Source organism: Sinorhizobium sp. 6-70 (assembly GCF_030124375.1).
GTDB lineage: Bacteria > Pseudomonadota > Alphaproteobacteria > Rhizobiales > Rhizobiaceae > Sinorhizobium.
Window position 1 is genome coordinate 250885 of the sequence record NZ_JASKLS010000004.1, and the last position, 23349, is coordinate 274233.

Sequence of the window (23349 nt, forward strand, 5' to 3'; positions counted from 1 at the left end):
CTTCCTGACTTCAGCCCTGGAAAACCAGCGCCGCCCTTGTCTTTTTTTGGACCGTCCCTACATCTTGAGCGAAAGCTGATAAACAGCGCAAAAACCCGCGGAGAAGCGTTTTTTGCCGATTTACGCGGTTTTTCGCCGGAAATGCTTGACGGGATCAAAAATTCTGGGAATCACCATTTCAAGCAGAAATGGCGACACGGTACGGCGGATAGGAAAATCATGCCTGAGACGTTTCAGTGGCAGGGCTGTCGAGGCCTGCCAGCTCAACCGCGATCGTTGTCGTGGTTAATCAGGAATTAAACATCATCCCGTTACGTCAGGGGAAATGAGTCGGTGGCGGGTGCGCGGCGCCCGGACCCCGAAGCGGCATTGGCACCAGGCTCACGCTGGTTGCGACAAGGAAAGCGACGAATAAATGGCAACTAAAGTCAAAGAAAACGAAGAAGCAGACGTTGAACGCGAAGGCGCTCCGGACGGCCCGCTTCTCGACCTTTCCGACGACGCTGTCAAGAAGATGATCAAGGCCGCCAAGAAGCGCGGCTATGTGACGATGGACGAACTGAATTCAGTCCTGCCGTCCGAGGAAGTCACCTCCGAACAGATCGAAGACACGATGGCCATGCTTTCCGACATGGGCATCAACGTCATCGAGGATGAAGAAGCCGAGGAAGCCGCCAGTGGCGGCGACGACGAAGACAGCAGCGACGACGGCGACGGCGAGGGCGGTGAACTCACCACGTCGAGCGGCACGGCGCTTGCGACCGGCAAGAAGAAGGAGCCGACCGATCGCACCGACGATCCGGTGCGTATGTATCTGCGCGAGATGGGATCGGTCGAACTTCTCTCCCGCGAAGGCGAAATTGCGATCGCCAAGCGCATCGAGGCCGGCCGCGAGACGATGATTGCCGGTCTCTGTGAGAGCCCGCTTACCTTCCAGGCGCTGATCATCTGGCGCGATGAACTGAACGAGGGCCAGACGCTTCTGCGCGAGATCATCGATCTCGAAACGACCTACTCCGGTCCCGAGGCGAAGGCTGCCCCGCAGTTCCAGAGCCCGGAAAAGATCGAGGCTGACCGCAAGGCGGCCGAAGAGAAGGAAAAGGTGCGCAAGACGCGCGCAGCCGCTGCCAATGACGACGACATAACCAATGTCGGCGGCGATGGCCAGCCGCCCGAGGAAGAAGAAGAGGACGATGACGAATCGAACCTCTCGCTCGCCGCGATGGAAGCGGAACTGCGCCCGCAGGTGATGGAAACGCTCGACATCATCGCCGAGACCTACAAGAAGCTCCGCAAGCTGCAGGACCAGCAGGTGGAAGCACGCCTTGCCGCGACCGGCACGCTGTCGCCGGCGCAGGAGCGCCGCTACAAGGAGCTGAAGGACGAGCTGATCAAGGCGGTGAAGTCGCTGTCGCTCAACCAGAACCGCATCGATGCGCTGGTCGAGCAGCTTTACGACATTTCGAAGCGGCTGATGCAGAACGAAGGCCGGCTGTTGCGCCTTGCCGAATCCTACGGCGTCAAGCGCGACTCGTTCCTGGAACAGTATTCGGGCGCCGAGCTCGACCCGAACTGGATGAAGTCGATCAGCAACCTCGCCGGCAAGGGCTGGAAGGAGTTTGCCAAGGCCGAAAACCAGACGATCCGCGATATCCGCCAGGAGATCCAGAATCTCGCGACCGAGACCGGCATTTCCATCGCCGAGTTCCGCCGCATCGTCTCGATGGTGCAGAAGGGCGAGCGCGAGGCGCGCATCGCCAAGAAGGAGATGGTCGAGGCCAACCTGCGTCTCGTCATTTCGATCGCCAAGAAGTACACGAACCGCGGCCTGCAGTTCCTGGATCTCATTCAGGAAGGCAACATCGGCCTGATGAAGGCGGTAGACAAGTTCGAGTACCGCCGCGGCTACAAGTTCTCGACCTACGCCACGTGGTGGATCCGGCAGGCGATCACCCGTTCGATCGCCGACCAGGCCCGCACCATCCGCATTCCGGTGCACATGATCGAGACGATCAACAAGATCGTCCGTACCTCGCGCCAGATGCTGCACGAGATCGGCCGCGAGCCGACGCCGGAAGAACTGGCCGAAAAGCTCGCCATGCCGCTCGAGAAGGTGCGCAAGGTGCTGAAGATCGCCAAGGAGCCGATCTCGCTCGAAACGCCGGTCGGTGACGAGGAAGATTCACACCTCGGCGATTTCATCGAGGACAAGAACGCACTGCTGCCGATCGACGCGGCCATCCAGGCGAATCTGCGTGAAACGACGACCCGCGTTCTCGCTTCGCTGACGCCGCGCGAGGAGCGTGTGCTGCGCATGCGCTTCGGCATCGGCATGAACACCGACCACACGCTCGAAGAGGTTGGCCAGCAGTTCTCGGTCACCCGCGAACGTATCCGTCAGATCGAAGCGAAGGCGCTGAGGAAGCTCAAGCACCCGAGCCGTTCGCGCAAGCTGCGCTCGTTCCTTGACAGCTAAGCGCAACAGATAAAGTCAAAAAAGCCGGGCCTCGAGCCCGGCTTTTTTATGCCCCCATCATTCCGCTTTTTGCGCACGCACCCTGTTCCGGCCGCGCTTGTTCGCGCATGACCGCGGGATTATACTTTGCGGCTTGCAGCGGGCCCGCGATGCAGGGAGGGCGCACCGCGGGCGCGAACCAGAGCGCCCATGCGATGAACGCATCATCGGCGCTAGTCCTTTGAATCCAGAGCATCTTGTTCGCCTTCACCCCGAAAGCGGGATGCTCTGTGGGGAGGTGTGAGATGACTACTTATGTCGTGCTTCTCAATTGGACCGAGCAGGGTATCAAGAACGTACGCGAGTCTCCGAAGCGGCTGGATGCTGCTAGGAAGGTGCTTAACGAAATGGGCGGGTCCTTCAAGGACTTCTACCTGACCATGGGCGAATACGACATGGTCGCAGTCTGCGAAGCGCCCGACGACGCGGTTGCAGCACGGTTTGCGTTGACGCTTGGGATGAATGGCAATGTGCGCACGCGCACGTTGAAGGCATTTCCGGAAGCCGCCTATCGTGAACTGATCGGCACGCTCGGCTAGGTTGCGTCGTGTCAAGGAATTGGATCATCTCACTGTTTCAATGAAACAGTGAGATGATTTTGGCTTCGATGCCCGGACGTCAAGGCGCGCCGTTGCCCGACAGGATTTGCGCCGCGCCGCGGATCGCGTTGCGAAAGGCGTCGTCGAAGCTGACGCCGCGGATTTGCCACCGATACCTCTTCCCGGCGTCTTCCGTCAGTTGCCAGTCGGCAATCCAGCCGAGCGCCTCGTCGTTCCAGGAAATCGTCCCGACGAGCGCGACGTCCGCGCCGATCGCCTTTGCCAGCCGTTCCAACTGTAGCGCCCGTTCACTCGACAGGAAGTCGAGGCCGAGCTTTTCCTGGGTAAGCGTTTTCCGATCCGGCAGTCTTGCTTCAAGCGCGAGGGGCACGGTCGCGGCGGCGAGCGACTCGGCCATGTAGGGGCTCTCTTCGCCGTCGCTCGTCAGCATGAAGCTGCGCTTTTGGTCGTGGACGGCAAGAAAGACTGCAATCCTCGGGCGCGCCTGCGGCCAGGGCCTGCTTCCGAGCTCGTCAAGCAACCGGTCTATCGTTGCCGGCTCGTAACGACAGGTCAGATCATGCGGCCGGTCGTGCGTGCCCTGTTCGTCGTGGATCGGAATACCCTCCAGCCGATCCCGATAGGCAAAGGACGCGACGAAGCTGCCGGCGCGTTCAATGAGCGGCGCGAGCGCTGGTGCGGCCAGCACACGCTGGTCGCCGGAGACCTTGACGAGGACTTCCTCCAGGCATTCACGAAATCCGATCTCCCGGTTTTCCTCGCCGGTGCCGGTGACGATCGCGTCGCTCACGTAAAGATCCTGCGCGTTAGTGGCTCGTGCCATCCCCGACGAGATCACGCCGGCAAGCATGGCGAGAAGCGGCAGGACGGCTGTCATTCTGGCGGTCATTCAACGTCGCCTCAAAACCGATCCTTAAGATTTACGCTTTATCAATCTCTCGCAAACGAGAGGTTCCGCGATGCGTTGCGTTTTTGTCGTCGTCCTCCTGTTGCTGGCCGGCTGCGGAACGGTGCCGAAAAACACCCGGAACGCCTGCGCGGTTTTCGAGCAGCGAGACGGTCTTTTCAACAATTGGCGTCGGGCCGCCTATGCGGCGGAGCGCGAATATGGCGTGCCCGTTCCGGTGCTGATGGCGACGATCTACACGGAATCCGGTTTCCAGCACAACGCAAGGCCGCCGCGCACAAAGCTCTTCGGCTTCATTCCCTGGACGCGCGTCTCCTCCGCCTATGGATATTCGCAGGCGCTCGACGGCACCTGGGCCCGCTACCAGTCTGAAACCGGACGCTGGACGGCGCGCCGGACAGATTTCGCCGACGCTGTCCGCTTCATCGCCTGGTACCACAATCAAAGCCACCAGCAGAACGGCATCGCGCTCAACGACCCTTATCGGCTCTATATTGCCTACTACCACGGTCACGGCGGCTACGCGCGCGGCAACTGGAGCCAAACGGCGCAGACGGGCGCAAAGCGTGCTTCCGGCATGGCGACGCTCTACGCTCAGCAACTGCGCGGCTGCGGTTCGTGAGCCAGATCTAGCCGGCTGCCGCGGTGTCCAACCCCGCAACATCGATCTTGACCATGCCCATCATCGCCTGCTGCACCCGGCCGGCCTTTGCGCTGTCCGCGTCGCTGAGATACCGGATGAGCGCGTCGGGAATGATCTGCCAGGTAACGCCGTAACGGTCCTTCAGCCAGCCGCATTGCTGCGGCGTGCCGCCCTCGATCAACCGGTCCCAATAATAGTCGACCTCTGCCTGGTCGCTGCACCGGACGAGAAACGAAATAGCCTCGGAGAACTTGAAATGCGGTCCGCCGTTCAATCCCATGAACTGCAGGCCCTCGAGCTCGAAGTTCGCGGTAAAGGCCTTGCCGTCCGGTCCACGCTTGATGTCCTTGACGCGGGCGTTGCGGAAAATGGAGGTGTAGAATTCGATGGCATCTTCCAGCTGGTTGTCGAACCAGAGGAACGGCGTGATCTTCTGCATGGTGGTTCTCCCTTGATCGTCGTTACGGATCAAGGACGAATGGGAGGAGGGTATTCCGACAATCGATCACCGCATTCTGCGCCATTCGCCCACATACGCCAGACAAGGCGGCCCCTGTCTGCGGACCGTGCAAGATGAAGAAAAATCATCATCCGCTGTCGGAACCTTTCCGCTTCGATCGTCCTTTGCCTGTCCAGCCAAACAGGAGGAGACGAACATGCCCTATGTTGATGGTTTTCTCGTCGCGGTGCCGCAGGAGAAGGTCGAGGACTACAAGGCCTTGGCGCGCCGGGCGGGCGACGTCTGGAAGGAACACGGTGCGCTCAACTACGTCGAGTGCTTGGCCGACGACGTGCCCTATGGAGAATTGACATCCTTTCCGCGCGCCGTGCAGGCGAAAGAGGACGAGACAGTGGTCTTCTCCTGGGTCGTCTATCGGTCGCGCCAGGATCGTGACGCGGTCGTTGCCAAGGTCATGGCCGATCCTCGGCTCCAGGGAGACGAGTGGAAGTCTATCTTCGATGGCAAGCGCATGATTTATGGAGGCTTCGAGCCGTTTCTGGAACTGTAGCGGGCAGGGAGGGCCGCGCCGCTCGACCTGGCAAGACGCGGCCCTTACGCTCTTTTCGTTCCCGCATGGGCTGTCCCGGATTTTGACCTATTGGATATTTTTCCTAAATTGATTCGTTCAAGGACGACTTCGTCGCCGCTATTGCATGTTCCTTAAATCGCAGCCGATTTGAGGATATGCAGCAATTCAAGGTGCTTAGCGTCCTTTGAGCATCTGATAAGACGAACGGGAAGAGCCGCAATGCCGCAGACCGTCATCACGATCGCAACCCGTGGGCAGGGACTCTACGAGTTTACAGATGCGGCCGCCGATTTCGTGCGGCAATCAGGCGTCGCGGAGGGGCTTCTCACCGTGTTCGTCCGTCATACGTCCGCATCCTTGCTCATCCAGGAAAACGCCGACCCGGACGTGAAACGCGACCTCAATGAATTCTTTCGTCGCCTGGTGCCGCCATCGTCGGACCCCTCCATGCGCTGGATCGTTCACACCCAGGAGGGACCAGACGACATGCCGGCGCATATCAAGGCGGCGCTCAACCAGGTCTCGATCGGCATCCCGGTAACTGATGCGCGCATGACGCTCGGCATCTGGCAGGGGATCTATCTGTTCGAACACCGCGATCGCCCGCACCGGCGCGAAATCGTGCTGCATCTTGGCACGTGATGGGGCTCAACGCAGCTCTGCTCCGGCGGCCTGATCTGCGGTAGAGTTGAGTGGCCACAGCTTCGGGGAAAGACGATGACAGACGCCCAGACCATCGCGAGCCGTTTCATCGAGGCGGTCAACAGCCGCGATTTCGACGCGCTTTCCCGGCTCGTCGACGAGGACGTCGCGCTTGATTCGCTGACCGGCCAGCGAACCGTGGGCGTCGGTCCGTTGAGGGCCTGGATCATGAACTATCTGCACCATTTCGACGAAACGTTCAGCGATATCGTGCTGATGCATGATGCCTTCGGGCAGCGGGTTGCCGCCGACATGACTGCACGCGGCACCTATCGCAAGACCATGTCGGGTTTTCCAACGGCTTCGGGCCAGAGCTACGCCATTCCGAGCGTTTTCATCTTCGAAGTCGAGGACGGTGCCATCACACGCCTCAGCCACTACCGCAATCTCCGCATCTTCGAGCGCGAACTGCAGGGCTGAGCCGCCTCCCGCGTAACATGCTGAACGTCTACAGCGCCGCGCGCCTTATCGGACGCGCAAAGGTCGCTGTATCCGGGGCGGACGAATGCGGCGCGGTCGGAAGGCAGCGAATCGCTTTGCTTGCCGTTTGGTCCATGCGGGCTTCATCAACCTGAACAGCGCATGAACGGAGGGTTCCGGTAGCGTTCAGTTTGCCCGGTCTAAGTTTGGCTCAATCGTCGAGAGCGGTAATCGCCAATTTTGAACCCTTTGCTACCGGAGAAACGCTATGAGAAAATTCCTCGTCAATGCCGCGGTTGCTGCCGTCATCGGGCTCACCGGTCTTGCCGGTGCCGCCACCACGGCTTCCGCTGAATCGGTGATATTCGAGTTCGGCTCGCCGCAGGGCGTCCAATACCGTGACTATGATCGCGACTGGCGCCGGGATCGCCCCCGCTGGGACGGCGAGCGCCGCGGCCGTTGTGACCCGTGGCTTGCCGTCGAAAAGGCACGTGACCGCGGCCTGCGCCGGGCCCATGTCGCCAATGTCGCGCGGCGCCAGGTCGTCGTCGAGGGCCGCCGCCATGGTGACCGCCAGGCGATCATCTTCGCCAATGTGCGCGGCTGCCCGGTGATCGGCCGCTGGTAAGCTGCCGGATTTCCGTCTCGTCTCCCCCGGCCGGCGGAAATGCGCCCCTCACGGAAACCGTGAGGGGCTTTTGATTCGAAAAGCCCCGCGCGATGCAATTCGCCGGGGCTTGTCTGTTGTTTTTTCCGCGAAGGATCACTTTGAAGTTGGCGCGAAACAGGAAGTGCCCGCCTACAGCGCCGCGCGTCTTAGCGCAAAGGTCGCTGTGGCACTTTGAGCTGCTGCATGTTCGTATCCCTAGATCGGCGCTGATTTAGGGAAACATGCGGCAGGATTTCTACCGGCATCACTGCTCGATGGCGAAGGTCACGTTGACGGTGACGTTGTAGGCGTTTTCGCCGGTTGCGATCGGAACGGCATCGGCGGCGAACTCTTTGGCCATGCTGCGCACCATCGGAACCGGTTCCGGGCGGGAAGCCTGTTCCGAAATCTCGATCAGCCGGCCGAGCGAGACGCCGGCCGCCTCCGCCAGCACCTTCGCCTTGACGATCGCGTCGGCCACTGCCGCCTTGCGGGCCTCGGTGATGACTTCGTCGGGCTTGTCCTTGGTGAATTCGATGCCGCCACCCTGGTTGATGCCGAGGGTCACGGACTTGTCGAGGACCTCGCCGAGGGTGCTCAGATCCCGCACGCGCACGGTAACGCCGTTGACGACCTGATAGCCGATGAGTTCCGGCGGCCGGTTGGTGCCGTCGTTGCCCTGCGGGAAGTTGTATTGCGGGTTGATGGCGAAGCCGCTGGTCTGCAGGTCGCGCTCGGCAATGCCGCCTTGCTTGAGCGCCGAGAGCACCTCCGCCATCGCCTTGTTGTTGGCGTCGAGCGCTTCGCGCGCGGTCTTCGCGTCCTTGACGACGCTCAATTGCACGATCGCCATGTCGGGCGCTGCGGTTGCGCGGCCCTCACCGGAGACCTTGATCAGCGCCTGCCGGCCCCGCACGCCTTCGGGACGCGCGTTGCTTGCGCCCTTGTTGGCATTGCTCTCGTCCGCCACAGCGGCGGCCGCAAAAGCGCCGGCAAAAGCAGCGGCCATGGCAGCGACATGAACCGTGCGGGCGATGCGTGTAGAAATCATGGTTATTTCTCTCCGGTTGTTTTATGCCGAACTCTTGCTTATCGATTGTGTAGGCATTGCGGCAATGGCTTGTCGTCAAAAAGGTTTTCCGCTAGAGCCATTGCGACCCGCGAATTACCATTGGTTCGCGGTCAGCCGGCAGACGACCGGCACGGGCCTGTAGCTCAATGGTTAGAGCCGGCGGCTCATAACCGCTTGGTTGGGGGTTCGAGTCCCTCCGGGCCCACCATTATCTTTGATTTTATTCAGGAATTTTGAAAGTTTCCCAAGGGCCTACCTGGCAACTGATAACCGGGTCTCATGGCCCGCCACGTTTCGCGCTCCTCAATGGCGGAAAGCGCGTTCGTGGAAAGCCGCTTGCGGTTGGCCATGCGGAATATACGTATCGGACTCGCGCATCGATCAGTGGCCGAGCACGTCCCGAATCTGGCGGGGGAGGTAGTCTCAGAGCGATGCCCTCGGGGCCGGGCGGGGCCATTGCGTGCGGTCTTCCAGGACTGAATTACAGGTCTCTCGCTACCACATTGATCTAAAGTTCTCTCACGCGCTGCCTTTTGTATCGTTGTCTTCGTCCAACCCATCGATAAAGCCGTACTGCTCCAGCCACTCACGAAGGATGAGGCGGATTATCTCGTCTCGGGTCATCTGGAGTTCTTCGCAGGCCAGAGCGAGCGCCAACTCAACATCGTCGTCGAAGATCATTGTCCCCTCCTACGCACTACAACCATGGGATTGAAGGGTCTCACAGAGCAGGTTGCAGTCAAGGATTACGGAGCGCGCTCAATGGGATAAGGCCAAATTGGGCTAAGACCATTGGCCCATGTCTTTATCGGACTAAAGTCCTAGATAGATCTCGATGGCAGAGAAAGGCCGGGCGAAGCCCGCTGCATGTTTCCTTTAGATCGCACCCGATTTAAGGATAAAACATGCAGCAATTCAAAGTGCCACAGCGTCCTTGGTGCGTCTGATAAGCCGCCGGCGCTGTAGAAAAAATGCCATTGCGCGCTCAGCGCTGCGAGCGATAGCATTGCCTCGGGCGCGGATTTGGGAGGAGACCATTAACCTCAGGCAGCTTCGTTATTTCGTGAAGGTGGTCGAGACCGGGAATATCACCCGGGCGTCGGAAAGCATGAATGTCGCGCAGACGGCGCTCGGCCAGCAGATCAGGCATCTGGAAGAATCGCTCGGCGTCCGGCTTTTTGTGCGCCATTCGCGCGGCATTTCGCTGACCGAGCCGGGAGAAGTCTTGCACCGGCATGCGCTTGCCATTCTCAGTTCCGTCGAGGAGGCGCGCCGGGAGGTGATGGCGCATGGGGCGGCGAGGCGAGAGGTTGTCAATCTCGGCGTTACGCCCAGCATCCAGGCTTTGATCGGCCCGGAACTCCTCCTTGCCGCCCGCGACGAGATCCCGGACGTTTCGTTCCGCGTCGTCGAGGAGTTGAGCTTCATCCTGATCGACGCGCTCATGCGCGGCGAGCTCGATATTGCGCTTGCCTATGAGTTCGAGAACCGTCCCGGGCTTGCCGCGACGGCGCTGATCGAGGAGGAATTGCTGTTCGTCGCGGGTGCCGGGTCCGGTGTGCTCGGGGAATCGATCTCCTTCGAGGAGGCGATCCGCACCGACCTCGCGCTCGTCAGCGACCGCGATATCGTCTGGCGGTTGATCCACGACGTCGCCGGCCGGCAAAAGCTTCCCGTAAACGTCGCCTTCGAGGTGCAGTCGATGCCGGCGATCAAGACGCTGGTCGCGCGGGGAGCGGCCACCAGCGTGGTGCCCTATGGGGTGGTGGCGGAGGAAATCCAGCAGGGGCTGATCGTCGCCTGTCCGATCCGCCAGCCGTCCATGAAGCGCACGCTCTTCCTCAACCGCATGTCGGATGCCGTGTCTTTCGTTCACGAGACGGCGCTGCTCGCTTTTCTCGACAGGATGATTGGGCGGCTTGCCGAGAGGATGGGGCCATACGGCAGCCTGATCGGCAGCGTCCTGCCACGTCGACATGGGGAGGTTGAGCCATAAACCTTCGGCAGTTGCGCTATTTCGCGATGGTGGTCAAAACCGGCGGCATGTCGCATGCGGCGGCCCAGCTCAAGCTTGCCCAGACCGCGATCAGCATTCAGATTCGCGACCTCGAACGCGAGATCGGTGTCAGCCTGTTTGAGCGGCATTCGCGCGGCGTGGTGCCGACGAAGGCCGGCGAGGTGCTGTACGAGCGCTATAACGAACTCGAGCGATTTCTTGAACGGACGCTCACGGACGTCCGCTCCGCCGCCGGCAGCCCGGCGCCGAGGCCTTTTGTCATCGGCCTGACACCGAGCCATATGCGCCTTGTCGGGGCCGACGTGTTGATCGCGGCGGGGGCGAAGCTGCCGGCGACATCCTTGAAACTGGTCGAGGAACTGAGCTTCGCGCTGATCGCCGCGCTCGAGCGCAAGGAGATCGACCTCGCTTTCGCCTACGACGTCGAGGGACGTCCAGGCCTGGTGCGGGAGGCAGTGATCGAGGACGAACTGCTGTTCGTGACGGCGCGGGCCAATGCGTCGGACGACAGCCCCATCAGCTTTGCCGATGCTCTTCAAGAGGAGCTCTTCTTCGCCGGTGAGCGTGGCATAGTCACCCTTGTCCGCCGCATGGCCCAGCGCCTCTCGCTCGAGCCGCGCATCGTTTCGGACATGCAGTCGGTGCCGGCGATCCGGGCGCGCATCGCCGAAGGCGGCGCCAGCCTTCTGCCCTATGGCAGCGTCGCCGACGGCATCAGTCGCGGCGTCTTCGCCATCCGCAGGATAGAGCGTCCCGTGCCGAGCCGCACACTCTACATGGTGAGCCGGCGCGAGGAGCGCTCGCTTCTGGAAGACGAACTCATCGGACCGTTCCTGAAGGACGTGGTTCGCCACATCTGCCGCGCCTCGGCCCCTTACGCGATCATCGTCGATCCGCGTTTCGAGACCGCCGGGACGTCTTCCTGACCCCCAGCGGCATCACCCAGCCATAGCGAAAAACTTATAGCTCGCCGCTTTCAACGGTCTTGGACAGGCCGTCTTCGCGTCACTAGGCTTGCCATATATCAAATCCGGCGCGGTCAGGAGAGAGCGCCGGGCGGCCGGAATATCGGGCCGTTTGGAGCGCATTCAGGGAGGCTGCCGCATGGGAGGCTATCGCGTGACCGTCGACACCGGCGGGACGTTTTCGGACTTTGTCTATCTCGACGAAACGACGGGAGAGACGTCGATTTCAAAGGTTCCGTCGACGCCGGACGACCCGTCGCGGGCAATCCTGTCCGGGATCGATATTCTCCTGGAGCGCGGCGTGCGCCCGGACGACGTCAGCTATTTCTGCCATGGCACGACGGTCGGGACGAACGCAATTCTGGAAGGCAAGGGGGCGAAGACCGGACTTCTGGTGACCAAAGGTTTTCGCGGTATCTACGAAGTCGGCGAACAGGCGCGTCCGCATGGGCCGGCGATCTTCGACATCCTCTATGAAAAGCCCGCGCCGATCGTGCTTCCGTCGCTGACCGGCGAAGTATCGGAGCGGGTGGTCCACGACGGCAGCGTCCTTGCCGAGCTCGACGAAGCAGCACTTCGCGAGACGCTTGCCGAACTCCGCGGCCAAGGGGTCGAATCCGTTGCCGTCTGCCTGCTCTTCTCGTTCCTCTATCCGCGCCACGAGGAGCGGATCCGTGAGATTGTCCGCGAGGAACTGCCGGGCTGCGAAGTGTCGCTTTCGTCGGAAATCGTGCCGCAGATCCGGGAATATCATCGGCTGAGCACGACGGTGATCAATGCTTACCTGCAGCCGGTTCTCGCCCGCTATATCGCGCGGCTTGCCGACCGGCTGGAAGCGGCGGGCGTGAAGACGCCGCAGAAATACATCATGCAGTCGAACGGGGGCATGGCGACCTTCGAGGCGACGGCGAAAAAGGGCGTCACGACGGTGCTTTCAGGTCCGGCAGGTGGCGTGACCGCCAGCGTCGCAATGGCGCGCTCGACCGGCTACCACGACATCGTCACCTTCGACATGGGCGGCACGTCCTGCGACGTGGCCTTGATCAAGAACGGCACGCCGGTGATCGCCAACCGCGGCAAGGTCGAGGGCCGCGACATCGCCATGCCGATGATGGATATCAACACGGTCAGCGCCGGCGGCGGCACGATCGCCGAAGTCGACCGTTTCGGCGTCCTCCAGGTCGGGCCGGAAAGCGCCGGCGCTATACCGGGTCCTGCTTGCTACAGCCGCGGCGGCACCAAGCCGACCATCACCGACTGCAACCTGCTGCTCGGCTATCTCTCGGAAGAAAACTTCCTCGGCGGCAAGATGCGCCTCGACGCGCAGAAGGCGCGGCAGGCCGTGGATGCCCATGTGGCCGGCCCGCTCGGCATGGACGTGCCCGAAGCGGCCGAAGGCATCGTCCGGATCATCAACGTCAAGATGGAGGAGGCGATCAAGGCTATCTCGACGATGCGCGGCCACGACCTGCGCGACTTCATGCTGCTGCCCTTCGGCGGCGCCGGTCCGCTGCATGCCGCCCGCATCGCCCGTGAACTCGGCATGGCCGGTCTCGTCGTGCCGCTGCATGCGGGCGTCTTCTCGGCTATGGGCCTGGTGATGTCGGATGTCACGCACGACTATGTGCGCTCACGGCTGACACCACTCGACGGCGCCCCGGCGAGCGAACTCAACGCGATATTTGCCGGCATGGAAGCGCAGGGGCTTGCCGATCTTGCCGAGGAAGGCTTCCCGGCGGACCGCATCCGTATCGAGCGGGCTCTCGATCTTCGCTATGCCGGGCAGGGGTACGAACTGACCGTTCCGATCGGCGCGCTTGCCGATGCTGCGGATGTCGATGCCGTGCGCAGCGCTTTCGATGCGGAGCACGAAGTGATGTTCGGCCACAAGGCTTCGGGCGAATCCGTAGAGATCGTCTCCTACCGGGTGAAGGCGGTCGGCCTGGTGCCGCCGGTCAATGCCAAGCGCTACCAGCCGGGCGGCGGAACGCTTGCCGATGCTTTCCTCGGCCGCCGCCCGGTCCGCTTCGACGGCGAAAACCTCGACTGCGCCGTCTACCAGCGCGAACGTCTCGATGTCGGGCTCGTCTTCACCGGGCCGGCCGTCGTGGAACAGTTCGACTGCACGACCGTCATCCTGCCGGGCCAACGGGTTAGGGTCGACGAATTCAAGAATCTCATCGTAACGGAGGTCGCGTGATGCTGCAGCGTAACGCTTCGCTTGGCAGACCCACTGCCGTCGAACTTGAAGTGATCCGCGCGAGCCTCGGCGGCATCGTGCAGGAAATGCAGAACTCGCTGTTCCGCACCGGCTTTTCCACCATCATCCGGGAATCGCAGGATGCCTCCTGCGCGCTGCTCGACGCCAACGCGGCGGTCATCGCCCAGCACGTGGTCCTGCCGCTGCATATCGGCGCTTTCCCGGCCTGCACGCAGGCGGTGCTGCGCGCCTTTGCCGGCGACATCGCGCCCGGCGACGCATTCCTGATCAACGACCCTTACGAGGGCGGCAGCCCACATGCGCCGGACATGGCGGTGATCACGCCGCTCTTCTTCGACGACACCCTGGTGGCCTTCTGCGCCAGCATTGCGCACAAGGGCGATATCGGCGGCCCGGTGCCGGGAAGCTGCTCGGGCCAGGCCCGTGAAGTCTTCAACGAAGGCCTGCAATTGCCGCCGGTGCGCTACCACCGCAATTACCTGCCCTTCGGCGATGTCGAGAAGATCATTGCTGCCAACAGCCGCACGCCGGAACTGGTGCTCGGCGACATTCGCGGCCAGCTGGGCTCCGCGCGCCTCGGCGAGCGCCGACTTGCCGCCCTTCTGGAAAAGTTCGGCTCATCGAAATGCATCGCCGCCTTCAACGAACTTGGCGACATCGCCGAGCGGCGGATGCGGGCGATCATCGATACCTGGAAGGACGGTGTCTTCGAGGCCGAGCGCTTTGTCGACGACGATGGCGTCGAACTGTCGAAGCCGGTGCGCATCCACGTCCGGGTGGAAAAGGCGGGTGACACCATCCGCTTCGACTTCACCGGCTCGGCCGACCAGACGCGGGGGCCGGCGAATATCCGTCCGCCGCTCGTCCAGGCGGCCTGCGCCTACGCGCTGATCTCGCTGGTGGACCCGAACATCTTCATCACCAGCGGTATTTTGCGCTCCTTCACGGTCGAAACGCGGCCCTCAAGCGTGCTGAACCCGCGTTATCCTGCCCCGGTCAATACCTACAATCCGACGGTGCATGCCGTCGTCGACGCGATCTTCGCGGCGCTCGGGCAAGTGGTGCCGGAACGCTCGCGGGCGGACGGCTGCGGCAGCCGGTCGATCATCCTCGGCGGCCGCGGCACGAATACCGGCAGCAGCTACGTGCAGTACGAGATCGTCGGTGGCGGAGCAGGGGCGCGCTCGACGCGCGACGGGGCTTCGGGCACGACCGTCAACCAGAGCAACGCCAAGATCGCACCGGTGGAGATCATCGAAAGCGAATTTCCGACCCGGGTGCTTGCCTTCGAGCTGATCCGCGACTCCGGCGGTGCGGGCAAATTCCGCGGCGGACTCGGTATCCGGCGCAAATATCTGAACCTCACCGAGGCACGCTTCTCGATCCGCTCGACCAAGCACGTCATTCCGGCCGAGGGTTATGCCGACGGCCTGCCGGGACGTACGGGCGACATCCGCATCAACCCGGATGGAGACGGCTGGAAGCGCCTGCCTTCGCGCTACGCCGATTATCCGCTGCAGACTGGCGACGTGTTCGAACTCGAAACGCCGGGCGGTGGTGGCTACGGCGATCCGCTGACGCGTGATCCGGCATCGGTGCTTGCAGATGTCAGGGAAGGGTATGTCTCGGTCGAGGCGGCCGGACGCGACTACGGCGTGGTGCTGGTGGCGGGGCCAAAGGGTCCGAGCCTCGACGACGAGGCGACGCAGAGATTGCGAGCAGCGCGGTCGAAGACCGGGGCGGCTTGAAGCGAGATCAGGAGGAAACAATGGATGGAATCGTGAACACGAAACCGACGGCCGGCGTGATCGGCTTGGGTGCGATGGGTTACCAGATGGCCCGGCACCTGAAGGAGAAGGGCTTCACCGTTGCCGGTTATGACGTTTCGGCCGAGGCCACGGCCAAGTCGCAGGCGATCGGCATTCCGACCATGGCGGATATCGGCGAGGTCGGCAGCGGCGCCGAGGTTGTCGTCGTCATGGTGCAGACCGACAAGCAGGTCGTCGACGTTATCGGCAATGGCGGACTTCTCGCCTCGCTCGCGCCGGGATCGGTGATCTGCATCGCGAGCTCGATCGCGCCGGACACCTGCCGGCAGCTTGAGCGCGAGGCGGCCGAGAAGGGCGTCGGCATTCTCGACACGCCGGTGGTGCTCGGCCAGGAAGCGGCGGACAACGGTACGCTGACGGTCTTTGTCGGCGGCGAGGCGAAATGGCTCGAGAAGGCGCGCCCTGTGCTCTCGGCCTTCGGCAGCAACATCCTGCACATCGGGCCGAGCGGCACCGGCCAGATCGCCAAGACGACCAACAATATGCTGCTTTGGGCCTGCATTTGCGCTAACTTTGAAGCGCTCAGCCTCGCTAAGCAACTCGGCGCCGACGTGCCGACGCTGGTCTCCGCGCTGATGCATTCTTCCGGTGCCAATTGGTCGCTGTCGCGCTGGGGCAAGAGCACCGGTAAATGGGCGGAGAAGGACATGGATGTCGCCCTAGACCTTGCGCAGAGCGTCAAGCTGCCTCTGCCGCTCAACGGTCTCGTCGACCAGCTCATGAAATCCATGAACAAGGAACGAATGCAGAGCCTGCTTAGCTGAATCCAGTGACCCTTATCCAGGGCTCGGAGGAGAGCCGGGTGAGGGCGAACCAACCGTGGGAGGAGAGCATGAAAAATCTATTGAAGACAGTTTTGGCAGCGGGGTTGAGCCTCGTTGCCGGCGCCTTGTCGCCGGCGGCGGCGGACGAAGCCTTGACCACGGTGAATGTCGCCTATGACGGTTTCACCATGACGAGCGCGCCGATCCAGTACACGCTTGCCAAGGGCCTGTTCAAGAAACATGGCCTCGACGTCAATCTCGTCTATGTCGAGGGTGGCTCGGTGCTCACCCAGGCGCTCGTCGGCGGCTCGATCGACATCGCCCAGAACGGCTATACCCCGTCGATCTCGGCGGCCGTTGCCGGCGCCGATGTTGTCATCATCGGCAGCATGGCCAACAAACTGCCGTTCCAGCTTGTCGTCGATTCCTCGATCCAGAATGCCGATCAGCTGCGCGGCAAGAGCATCGCCATCAGCAAGTTCGGCTCGTCGACCGACACCGCCCTCAAGTTCGCGCTCAAGTCCCTCGGCCTCGAGGCAACGGATGTCAACATTCTGCAGCTCGGAGGCGAGGGAACGCGGGCGGCTGCCTATGAAAGCCATCAGGTCCAGGGGCTGATGTCGCAATATCCGCGCACCCAGGAAATAGTCGATGCCGGCTCGAAGATGCTCGTGGACGTGACCGAGATCGTCAAGGATTACCCGAATACCGCCTATGTGACCTCGCGGAACTACCTTTCCGGGCACCCTGACGTCGTCAAGCGCTTCTTCATGGCGATGGGCGAGGGCCTCCACGGCTTCCGTGCCAATCCGCAGGACGCAATGGAGGTAACCGCGTCGTTCCTGAAACTTGAGAAGGGACCGTCGGTCGAACAGGCGTTCCGCTTCTATTCCGAGAAGGTATTCCCGCAGGATCTGCGCCCCTCGATGCCGGGTGTGGCTGCCGTCCTGGCGGAGCTTTCCAAAACGCTGCCGGCTGCGGCCTCCGTCAAGCCGGAATCGATAGTCGACACAAGCACGCTCGATGCGCTTGACAGCGAAGGCTTCTTCAAAGCGCTCGACTGAAACTGCGGACAAGGCGGGAGGAGACACCCATGTTGCAGGCAACGCCGGTCAAGCTGAAGGCCGATAGCGTCAAACTGAATTATTACAATGATCGCACCAAGCGCGATCTGAGCGTACTCGACGGCATCGACTTCAGCGTCAACGAGGGTGAACTCGTCAGCATCGTCGGCCCGAGCGGCTGCGGGAAATCGACCTTTCTCGCCGCCGTCGACGGCCTCGTCTCGATCGACGGCGGTAAAATCCTGATCGACGAACGGGAGGTGAAGAAGCCGGGGCCGGATCGCGGCCTCGTCTTCCAGCAGGACTCGCTCTTTCCGTGGCGCACGGTCCAGCGCAACGTCGCCTACGGCCTCGAGATCCAAAAGCTCTTGAGCAAGGAGGAAATCGCCGCCCGTGCGCGCAAGTTTGTCGAGCTCGTCGGGCTCTCCGGTTTCGAGGACAGCTATCCGCGCGAACTTTCCGGCGGCATGCGCCAGCGCGTCAACATCGCAAGGGCACTCGCCGTCGATCCGGAACTGCTGCTGCTCGATGAGCCCTTCGCGGCGCTCGACGCGCAGACGCGCGAATTCATGCAGTTCGAACTGCTGCGCATTCTCGACCGGGCCCAGAAAACCGGCCTGTTCATCACCCACCAGATCGACGAGGCGATCTTCCTTTCCAACCGCGTCGTCGTGTTTTCCGCACGCCCGGCGAAGGTGAAGGAGATCGTCGAGATCGACCTGCCGAAGGAGCGCACGCTCGATCTGAAGCATACGCCGCGCTTCATGGAGATCTTTCGCCATATCTGGCGGCTGATCGAAGAGGAAAGCGCCCGCATGGGCCTTCTGCGCGTGCATTGAGGAGCGAGAGATGACGTCCGTTACCGAAGACCGAGAAATCCCAAGACCGCGCAAGTCGGAATTCGCCATCTACGAATTCCTGGTGCGCCACGAGAACGCCTTGCTCGGCAGCTTCACGATGATCGTGGCGCTGCTGCTCTGGGAGGCAGTCGTCCGCCTCGACCTGGTCAATCCGCTTTTCACCAGTTCGCCGAGCCGCATCATCGCAACCGGTTACGCGATGTTCGCCGACGGCAGCATCTATCCGCACCTCGCCATCAGCGGATTGGAGCTGGTTGTTGGCTATGGGCTGGCGATCATCGTCGGTGTGCCGCTCGGCATCCTGATGGGCTGGTACCGTCGCTTCGACGCGGCGTTCGACCCGATCATCTCGGCGCTCTACGCGACGCCGCGCATTGCGCTGCTGCCGTTGATCATGATCTGGTTCGGTATCGGCCTCGGCTCGAAGTTTGCGATCATCTTTCTGAGCGCCGTCTTTCCGATCCTCATCAACACGACCGCCGGCGTCCAGACCGTCGAGCGCGACTATATCAAGGTGGCTCGGTCCTTCGGTGCGAACGACAGGCAGATGTTCCTGACGGTTGCCTTCCCGGCGGCCGTTCCTTTCCTGCTGACCGGCCTGCGCCTCGGCCTTGGTCACGCGCTGATCGGCATCGTGGTGGGCGAGATGTACTCGGCACAGGCGGGCGTCGGCTATCTCATCTCCGTCGCTGGCGCCACCTTCCAGACCGACCGGGTCATGTTCGGCATCATCCTGATCGCCGCCGCCGGCGTCGTTCTCACCAACATCCTCAGGATGATCGAGCGGCGCTTCGACCGCTGGCGGCCGGACAACAAGCTCTAATCTTCTGGCCGGTCACGCGCGACCGGCTGGATCACTCCACACTAAAGAACGGTAGGACAGAATGAAACTGATCGATCAAGTGGCGGTCGTCACCGGCGCTGGCCGGAATATCGGCGAGGCAACGGCGAAGCTTCTGGCAAAGGAGGGCGCAAGTATCGCCGTGACCGACATCGACGCCGAGCGCGCCGGACGCGTCGCGGGGGAGATCCGCGCGGCAGGCGGCACGGCCGAGGTGTTCCTCGCCAACGTTGCCGACGAAGAAGGCGTCATCTCGCTCGTCAAGAGCGTGACGGACCGCTTCGGCAAGGTCGATATCCTCGTCAACAATGTTGCGATCAGCGACAACAAGCACATTCTCGATGTCACGAAGGAAGAATGGGACCGGGTTATCGCCGTGACGCTGACCGGGACGTTCCTGATGAGCAAATATTTCGCCCAGCAGATGGTGGCGCAGGGCCATGGCGGAAACATCGTCAACGTCGGCTCGACCTCGGGTTTCTACGGACGCCCGCGCGCCGTCGCCTACACGGCTGCCAAGGCGGGCGTGACGAACCTCTCGCGCTCGTTGGCAATCCAGCTCGCCAAGCACAAGATCCGCGTCAACTGCGTGGTGCCGAACAAGATCGGCTCGCCGGTCGGCAAGGATACATTCGATCCGACCCGGCCCGTCGTGAACTTGCGCGACCGGCCGGGCGTGCCGGACGATCTCGCCCGCGCCATCCTGTTCCTGGTCTCCCCCGATTCCGATTTCATCGACGGCACGACGCTTTTCGTCGACGGCGGCGTTTCGGCGCTCATGCCCGGCAGCGAATGAGCAGTTGTGATGGGGCTTATCGGTCGAGTTCGGGATAGATCCGATCGAGAAATCCCGGCCTGAGCTTTTCGCCGATCAGGCAGTCGGCGCCGGGCGTCATGGCCGTGAGTTGCAAGGTGGGCGGTGGGGGCAGGCCGCTCACTTCAAGGATCAGCTTCTGGCGGATCGCGATCGCGAAATCCTCCGGTTCATGGACCGGAAGCACAAAAGATCCCGGTCCGCCGATGACACACTGAGCGTAGTACTGGTCGAGCGGTCCGGTCGAGACCGAGGGGCGGATGAGGATCGCAAGGCCGTTGATGATGATGCCGCGTGAAATGGCTCCGTCGCGGGCAGGCGTGACCGGCGGGCCGGTATTGTTCGGCCCGTCGCCGGAGATGTCTATCACCCGGCGTGCGCCGGAAAAGGCATTGGAATCGATCAGGTTCGTGCCGAACAGGATGGCATTGGAGATCGATGTGCCACGACGCGTGCCGATCGGCCGCGCCTCGACCTTCGCGGCGAAGGCTTCGGCGTCCTCGGCATTGTCGATGACCTGCCAGGAGACGACCGACTGCTCGTTCACAAGTCCTGCCCATTCGAAGTAGCCGATGGCGATGCGCCCGATCAGGCCGCCCTTGACCGCGTTGATGAAGTCCGGATGCCGCAGTGCCTGCAGATAGCCGGACCGTTGTACGCGCGCCTCTTCCATGTCCATCGATCCGGACATGTCGACGGCCAGCACCAGTTCCACATCGACATCCGTCTGCATGGCGGCCGATTGGATCGGACTCCCACTGAGGGCCAGGATCAATGCCAACGTGCTCAACATCGCATCAACCGTCTACTGCTCGTGGTCACTTCGGGGCTGGATGCGGAATAATATGAGGCAATCTGCCCGCACCCTGCGCTTCAAAAATCGATCACATCTTTGAGTCTGGATTGCATCACGCCAAAATCAAGGCATCGGGAAGAATGTAGCATAGGATTGGCCTTGCGCGACTGTTGCGAACGATCAGCCCTACAATATTCGGTGATCGCCGATATCCTGCTCGCCCGATTTTGCCCTTGAAGGAACCGTACCGATGGGCGAAAGCATTGGCCGCTTTCAGGGCGTTGGATATCGCTGACGCAACCGGCACGAACGCTGTGCGCCAGACGGGACATGGGGATGCTTCAATCCACGTCAAATACGGACATCATACGGATCGATCGGTTGCAACGCGCTGCGTTCGGCTATTTTCTCCGATATTCCGATGCCGGGACGGGTCTCGTAGCGGACACCTCGCGGGAGGGATCGCCATCGAGCATCGCCGCCACGGGCTTCGGCCTTGCTTGCTATCCGGTCGCGGTCGAGCGTGGCTGGATCAGCCGTGCCGAGGCTGCGCGTCGCGTGCTGACGGTTTTGCGTTTTCTCGCGGCCAGCAGGCAGGCAAGTGATAGGCGCGCGACAGGCTACCGTGGCCTCTACTATCATTTCCTCGATATACGCACCGGCGAGCGCAGCTGGAACTGCGAGCTTTCGACGATGGACAGCGCGCTGCTCTTTGCTGGGATGCTGACGGCGGCTGCCTATTTCGCGGAGGGCAGGCGAGACGAGACGGAGATCCGCAGCCTTTCCGAACGGCTCTTCGAGCGGGCGGACTGGGCATGGGCCCTCAATCGCGGCAACGCGCTGACGATGGGCTGGCGGCCGCCGGGTCGCTTCCTCAGGCATCGCTGGCGCGGATATAGCGAGGCACTGTTGCTCTACGTGCTGGCGCTTGCCGCACCGCGCCACGCGATCGCGCCTGAGAACTACGACGCCTTCACCGCGGCTCATGAGTGGCTGTCGATCGGCGGCGCCCGGCATCTTCATGCGGGCGCGCTTTTCATCCACCTCTTTCCTCATGCCTGGATCGATTTTCGCGCCATTCGCGATGCCGCGATGCGCAAGGCGGGAAGCGACTATTTCGAGAATACCCGTCGCGCGGTTGCGTTCCAGCGCTCGCATGCGGAGGAAAATCCCGGCGCCTTCGCCGGTTATTGCCGCGACCTCTGGGGCTTCAGCGCCTGCCACGCGCCGAAGGGCCGGCTGCGGCTTCGTGACGGCCGTTGGCAAAGGATGCTCGGCTACGCGGCACGCGGCGCGCCCTTTGGCGCCGACGACGGCACACTCGTGCCCTGGGCGCCGCTTGCCTGCCTGCCCTTCGAGCCGGAGGCGAGCCTTGGCGGCCTCAACCATCTGCTTTCCCGTTATCCGGCGCTGCTCAGCGATGACCGCCTTCCAGGTGGTTTCAATCCGAGCCTGCCAGGCGAGGGCGCCGAAGGTTGGGTGGACGACAGGGTCGTCGGGCTTGACCAGGGCCTGTTGGTCATGATGATCGAGAACTGGAGAAGCGGATTGCTCTGGGATATCACGCGCAGCATTCCAGCCTTTGGCTGCGGACTGCGCCGGGCCGGTTTCGAGGGTGGCTGGCTGTCGGCGGGCGGCCCGCAAGTCTGAGCGCGACGGAGACGGAATGGAGAAGGCGCCGAAGTTGGAGCTGGAAGACGCCCAGGGCGAGGGGGAGGCGAGGGCGGCGGTCGCCTGGCTCGAAGCCGCGTTTCCCGAGGTTGCCTGCTCGCTGACCTCGGACGCGGAGGTGCGGCCGCCGTCGGCATTCTGGGCCGAGGGGTCGGCCGATCTGGAGACCTGTCTCGCCTATCAGGATCGTTTTGCCGCCGGGATGGACGACAAGGTGCGGGCGGCGCATCTCATCGCCTTCTATAGCCATCAGCTCAGCCTCGCGGCCACCGCCATCTATCTCTGCTGCGGTCGTGTCCCGCACGTGACGGGGCTACGCTTCGAGCACTACGTGCATCCGCGCAAGGCGGGCGCCGTTGATGCCGGGCGTTTTCATTTTTGCATGGGCCTCAGTGATGTCTCCGGCAGTGATCGGGGTGATGCCGAAAAGCTCTTTCACGATCGCTTTGTCGCTCATCTGAAGCCGGTCATAGCTCATCTGAAGCGACGCTGCGGCCTATCGCTGCGCGCGCAATGGCGGCTTGCGGCCGACAGTCTGGCAGGTGCCTTTCTCGAAGTCGGCCGACGGCGCGGAACGGAGGAGGAGGCGATCGCGCAGGCGCTGGCGATCGTCAAGCGTCCGGGGTCTCCGCTTCATTCCGAGGCGCTTTGCTATGAGAGGATCGATGTTGCCGCGGCGGATGGGAAGGATCTTTCGCGGACCTACAGGAGACGCGGCGGGTGCTGCCTCTACTATCGCACCGACGGCGGCAGTTATTGCGACAGCTGCGTGTTGCTCGACCCCGAGGCCCGACGCGAACGGCTTCGGGCGCATTTGCGTGATGCGTTTCGCGATCGAACGGGGTGAGTTTCTAAGCCCCTCATCCGCCTGCCGGCACCTTCTCCCCGCAGGCGGGGAGAAGGGATTCGCGGTCGCGTATTTCTGAGCCACGACGTTGCTGCAAGTGGAGACTGATAAATGGTCGTGGCCTCTCCCCGCGAGCGGGGAGAGGGGCAGCAAAGATCAGA

Annotated in this window: 23 protein-coding genes and 1 tRNA gene; 19 read left to right on the forward strand and 5 right to left on the reverse strand. The window is 62.4% G+C overall.

The features are described from left to right. Positions 1 to 415: 415 nt before the first annotated feature. Together rpoD and QN222_RS10945 are read left to right on the forward strand one after the other, a co-directional pair. Positions 416 to 2476 (forward strand): RNA polymerase sigma factor RpoD, encoded by a 2061-nt coding sequence (gene rpoD, locus QN222_RS10940; protein WP_283965436.1) that lies wholly within the window; start codon positions 416 to 418, stop codon positions 2474 to 2476. Between the two features lie 284 nt (positions 2477 to 2760). Continuing rightward, on the forward strand, positions 2761 to 3054 hold the full coding sequence (locus QN222_RS10945) for a GYD domain-containing protein (protein WP_283965435.1): 294 nt from the start codon (positions 2761 to 2763) through the stop codon (positions 3052 to 3054). A gap of 79 nt (positions 3055 to 3133) precedes the next feature. Here the strand turns inward: QN222_RS10945 and QN222_RS10950 are convergent, their stop codons facing one another. After that, complete coding sequence (locus QN222_RS10950) at positions 3134 to 3964, reverse strand: DUF2066 domain-containing protein (RefSeq protein ID WP_283965434.1); 831 nt, start codon at positions 3962 to 3964, stop codon at positions 3134 to 3136. A gap of 70 nt (positions 3965 to 4034) precedes the next feature. Here QN222_RS10950 and QN222_RS10955 point away from each other — a divergent pair, with 70 nt between their 5' ends. Continuing rightward, positions 4035 to 4604 (forward strand): transglycosylase SLT domain-containing protein, encoded by a 570-nt coding sequence (locus QN222_RS10955; protein WP_180938534.1) that lies wholly within the window; start codon positions 4035 to 4037, stop codon positions 4602 to 4604. A 7-nt stretch (positions 4605 to 4611) separates the two neighbouring features. Here the strand turns inward: QN222_RS10955 and QN222_RS10960 are convergent, their stop codons facing one another. Next, a complete protein-coding gene (locus tag QN222_RS10960) occupies positions 4612 to 5064 on the reverse strand; it encodes a VOC family protein (RefSeq protein WP_283965433.1) in 453 nt (150 codons plus the stop codon). Positions 5065 to 5281: 217 nt separating this feature from the next. On the opposite strand from QN222_RS10960, the gene QN222_RS10965 reads away from it, so the two are divergent. The 4 genes from QN222_RS10965 to QN222_RS10980 all read left to right on the forward strand — a co-directional run bounded on the left by QN222_RS10965 (position 5282) and on the right by QN222_RS10980 (position 7406). Then, the gene (locus tag QN222_RS10965) at positions 5282 to 5635 is read left to right on the forward strand and encodes a DUF1428 family protein (RefSeq protein ID WP_283965432.1); all 354 of its coding nucleotides are present in this window, start codon (positions 5282 to 5284) and stop codon (positions 5633 to 5635) included. Between the two features lie 240 nt (positions 5636 to 5875). Beyond that, positions 5876 to 6298 carry a secondary thiamine-phosphate synthase enzyme YjbQ gene (locus QN222_RS10970; RefSeq protein ID WP_283965431.1) on the forward strand — a complete coding sequence of 141 codons (423 nt, stop codon included), beginning with the start codon at positions 5876 to 5878 and terminating at the stop codon, positions 6296 to 6298. Positions 6299 to 6373: 75 nt separating this feature from the next. After that, positions 6374 to 6778: a ketosteroid isomerase-related protein gene (locus QN222_RS10975; protein WP_283965430.1), complete on the forward strand. Its 405-nt coding sequence runs from the start codon at positions 6374 to 6376 to the stop codon at positions 6776 to 6778. 268 nt (positions 6779 to 7046) lie between these two features. Continuing rightward, entirely contained in the window at positions 7047 to 7406 is a 360-nt protein-coding gene (locus QN222_RS10980) for a hypothetical protein (protein ID WP_284005423.1), read from the forward strand. Between the two features lie 286 nt (positions 7407 to 7692). Here QN222_RS10980 and QN222_RS10985 read toward each other — a convergent pair whose 3' ends face one another. Then, positions 7693 to 8478, reverse strand: a complete 786-nt coding sequence (locus tag QN222_RS10985; protein ID WP_283965720.1) for an SIMPL domain-containing protein — start codon at positions 8476 to 8478, stop codon at positions 7693 to 7695. A 153-nt stretch (positions 8479 to 8631) separates the two neighbouring features. Here QN222_RS10985 and QN222_RS10990 point away from each other — a divergent pair. After that, positions 8632 to 8707 (forward strand) — tRNA-Ile (locus QN222_RS10990). 311 nt (positions 8708 to 9018) lie between these two features. On the opposite strand, the gene QN222_RS10995 is transcribed toward QN222_RS10990, so the two are convergent. Next, positions 9019 to 9180: a hypothetical protein gene (locus QN222_RS10995; RefSeq protein WP_283965721.1), complete on the reverse strand. Its 162-nt coding sequence runs from the start codon at positions 9178 to 9180 to the stop codon at positions 9019 to 9021. Positions 9181 to 9436: 256 nt separating this feature from the next. Between QN222_RS10995 and QN222_RS11000 the strand changes: the two genes are divergently transcribed. From QN222_RS11000 to QN222_RS11040, 9 genes are all read left to right on the forward strand, one after another. Next, entirely contained in the window at positions 9437 to 10495 is a 1059-nt protein-coding gene (locus QN222_RS11000; RefSeq protein WP_284005424.1) for a LysR family transcriptional regulator, read from the forward strand. A gap of 11 nt (positions 10496 to 10506) precedes the next feature. Then, a complete protein-coding gene (locus QN222_RS11005; protein WP_283965723.1) occupies positions 10507 to 11442 on the forward strand; it encodes a LysR family transcriptional regulator in 936 nt (311 codons plus the stop codon). Positions 11443 to 11620: 178 nt separating this feature from the next. Then, positions 11621 to 13681 (forward strand): hydantoinase/oxoprolinase family protein, encoded by a 2061-nt coding sequence (locus tag QN222_RS11010; RefSeq protein ID WP_283965724.1) that lies wholly within the window; start codon positions 11621 to 11623, stop codon positions 13679 to 13681. Further along, a complete protein-coding gene (locus QN222_RS11015; protein ID WP_283965725.1) occupies positions 13681 to 15450 on the forward strand; it encodes a hydantoinase B/oxoprolinase family protein in 1770 nt (589 codons plus the stop codon). Before QN222_RS11010 ends, QN222_RS11015 begins: the two co-directional genes overlap by 1 nt. 20 nt (positions 15451 to 15470) lie before the next feature. Further along, entirely contained in the window at positions 15471 to 16295 is an 825-nt protein-coding gene (locus tag QN222_RS11020) for an NAD(P)-dependent oxidoreductase (protein WP_284005425.1), read from the forward strand. 68 nt (positions 16296 to 16363) lie between these two features. After that, positions 16364 to 17359, forward strand: a complete 996-nt coding sequence (locus QN222_RS11025; protein WP_283965970.1) for an ABC transporter substrate-binding protein — start codon at positions 16364 to 16366, stop codon at positions 17357 to 17359. A gap of 29 nt (positions 17360 to 17388) precedes the next feature. Further along, entirely contained in the window at positions 17389 to 18198 is an 810-nt protein-coding gene (locus QN222_RS11030; RefSeq protein WP_180938520.1) for an ABC transporter ATP-binding protein, read from the forward strand. A 10-nt stretch (positions 18199 to 18208) separates the two neighbouring features. After that, entirely contained in the window at positions 18209 to 19042 is an 834-nt protein-coding gene (locus tag QN222_RS11035; RefSeq protein ID WP_283965971.1) for an ABC transporter permease, read from the forward strand. Between the two features lie 61 nt (positions 19043 to 19103). Then, positions 19104 to 19856, forward strand: coding sequence for an SDR family NAD(P)-dependent oxidoreductase (locus QN222_RS11040; RefSeq protein WP_284005427.1), 753 nt, complete (start codon positions 19104 to 19106; stop codon positions 19854 to 19856). A gap of 16 nt (positions 19857 to 19872) precedes the next feature. Here the strand turns inward: QN222_RS11040 and QN222_RS11045 are convergent, their stop codons facing one another. Then, positions 19873 to 20667: a DUF1194 domain-containing protein gene (locus tag QN222_RS11045; RefSeq protein WP_284005428.1), complete on the reverse strand. Its 795-nt coding sequence runs from the start codon at positions 20665 to 20667 to the stop codon at positions 19873 to 19875. A gap of 339 nt (positions 20668 to 21006) precedes the next feature. On the opposite strand from QN222_RS11045, the gene QN222_RS11050 reads away from it, so the two are divergent. Then, positions 21007 to 22320 carry a glucoamylase family protein gene (locus QN222_RS11050; protein ID WP_283963725.1) on the forward strand — a complete coding sequence of 438 codons (1314 nt, stop codon included), beginning with the start codon at positions 21007 to 21009 and terminating at the stop codon, positions 22318 to 22320. A 16-nt stretch (positions 22321 to 22336) separates the two neighbouring features. Next, the gene (locus tag QN222_RS11055; protein ID WP_283963724.1) at positions 22337 to 23188 is read left to right on the forward strand and encodes a ferric iron reductase; all 852 of its coding nucleotides are present in this window, start codon (positions 22337 to 22339) and stop codon (positions 23186 to 23188) included. Positions 23189 to 23349 lie beyond the last annotated feature (161 nt).

Bases quoted from the DNA above. Each gene is read 5' to 3' on its own strand.
- rpoD (WP_283965436.1), top strand. From the start codon at position 416: ATGGCAACTAAAGTCAAAGAAAACGAAGAAGCAGACGTTGAACGCGAA.
- QN222_RS10945 (WP_283965435.1), top strand. From the start codon at position 2,761: ATGACTACTTATGTCGTGCTTCTCAATTGGACCGAGCAGGGTATCAAG.
- QN222_RS10950 (WP_283965434.1), bottom strand. From the start codon at position 3,964: ATGACCGCCAGAATGACAGCCGTCCTGCCGCTTCTCGCCATGCTTGCC.
- QN222_RS10955 (WP_180938534.1), top strand. From the start codon at position 4,035: ATGCGTTGCGTTTTTGTCGTCGTCCTCCTGTTGCTGGCCGGCTGCGGA.
- QN222_RS10960 (WP_283965433.1), bottom strand. From the start codon at position 5,064: ATGCAGAAGATCACGCCGTTCCTCTGGTTCGACAACCAGCTGGAAGAT.
- QN222_RS10965 (WP_283965432.1), top strand. From the start codon at position 5,282: ATGCCCTATGTTGATGGTTTTCTCGTCGCGGTGCCGCAGGAGAAGGTC.
- QN222_RS10970 (WP_283965431.1), top strand. From the start codon at position 5,876: ATGCCGCAGACCGTCATCACGATCGCAACCCGTGGGCAGGGACTCTAC.
- QN222_RS10975 (WP_283965430.1), top strand. From the start codon at position 6,374: ATGACAGACGCCCAGACCATCGCGAGCCGTTTCATCGAGGCGGTCAAC.
- QN222_RS10980 (WP_284005423.1), top strand. From the start codon at position 7,047: ATGAGAAAATTCCTCGTCAATGCCGCGGTTGCTGCCGTCATCGGGCTC.
- QN222_RS10985 (WP_283965720.1), bottom strand. From the start codon at position 8,478: ATGATTTCTACACGCATCGCCCGCACGGTTCATGTCGCTGCCATGGCC.
- QN222_RS10995 (WP_283965721.1), bottom strand. From the start codon at position 9,180: ATGATCTTCGACGACGATGTTGAGTTGGCGCTCGCTCTGGCCTGCGAA.
- QN222_RS11010 (WP_283965724.1), top strand. From the start codon at position 11,621: ATGGGAGGCTATCGCGTGACCGTCGACACCGGCGGGACGTTTTCGGAC.
- QN222_RS11015 (WP_283965725.1), top strand. From the start codon at position 13,681: ATGCTGCAGCGTAACGCTTCGCTTGGCAGACCCACTGCCGTCGAACTT.
- QN222_RS11020 (WP_284005425.1), top strand. From the start codon at position 15,471: ATGGATGGAATCGTGAACACGAAACCGACGGCCGGCGTGATCGGCTTG.
- QN222_RS11025 (WP_283965970.1), top strand. From the start codon at position 16,364: ATGAAAAATCTATTGAAGACAGTTTTGGCAGCGGGGTTGAGCCTCGTT.
- QN222_RS11030 (WP_180938520.1), top strand. From the start codon at position 17,389: ATGTTGCAGGCAACGCCGGTCAAGCTGAAGGCCGATAGCGTCAAACTG.
- QN222_RS11035 (WP_283965971.1), top strand. From the start codon at position 18,209: ATGACGTCCGTTACCGAAGACCGAGAAATCCCAAGACCGCGCAAGTCG.
- QN222_RS11040 (WP_284005427.1), top strand. From the start codon at position 19,104: ATGAAACTGATCGATCAAGTGGCGGTCGTCACCGGCGCTGGCCGGAAT.
- QN222_RS11045 (WP_284005428.1), bottom strand. From the start codon at position 20,667: ATGTTGAGCACGTTGGCATTGATCCTGGCCCTCAGTGGGAGTCCGATC.
- QN222_RS11050 (WP_283963725.1), top strand. From the start codon at position 21,007: ATGCTTCAATCCACGTCAAATACGGACATCATACGGATCGATCGGTTG.
- QN222_RS11055 (WP_283963724.1), top strand. From the start codon at position 22,337: ATGGAGAAGGCGCCGAAGTTGGAGCTGGAAGACGCCCAGGGCGAGGGG.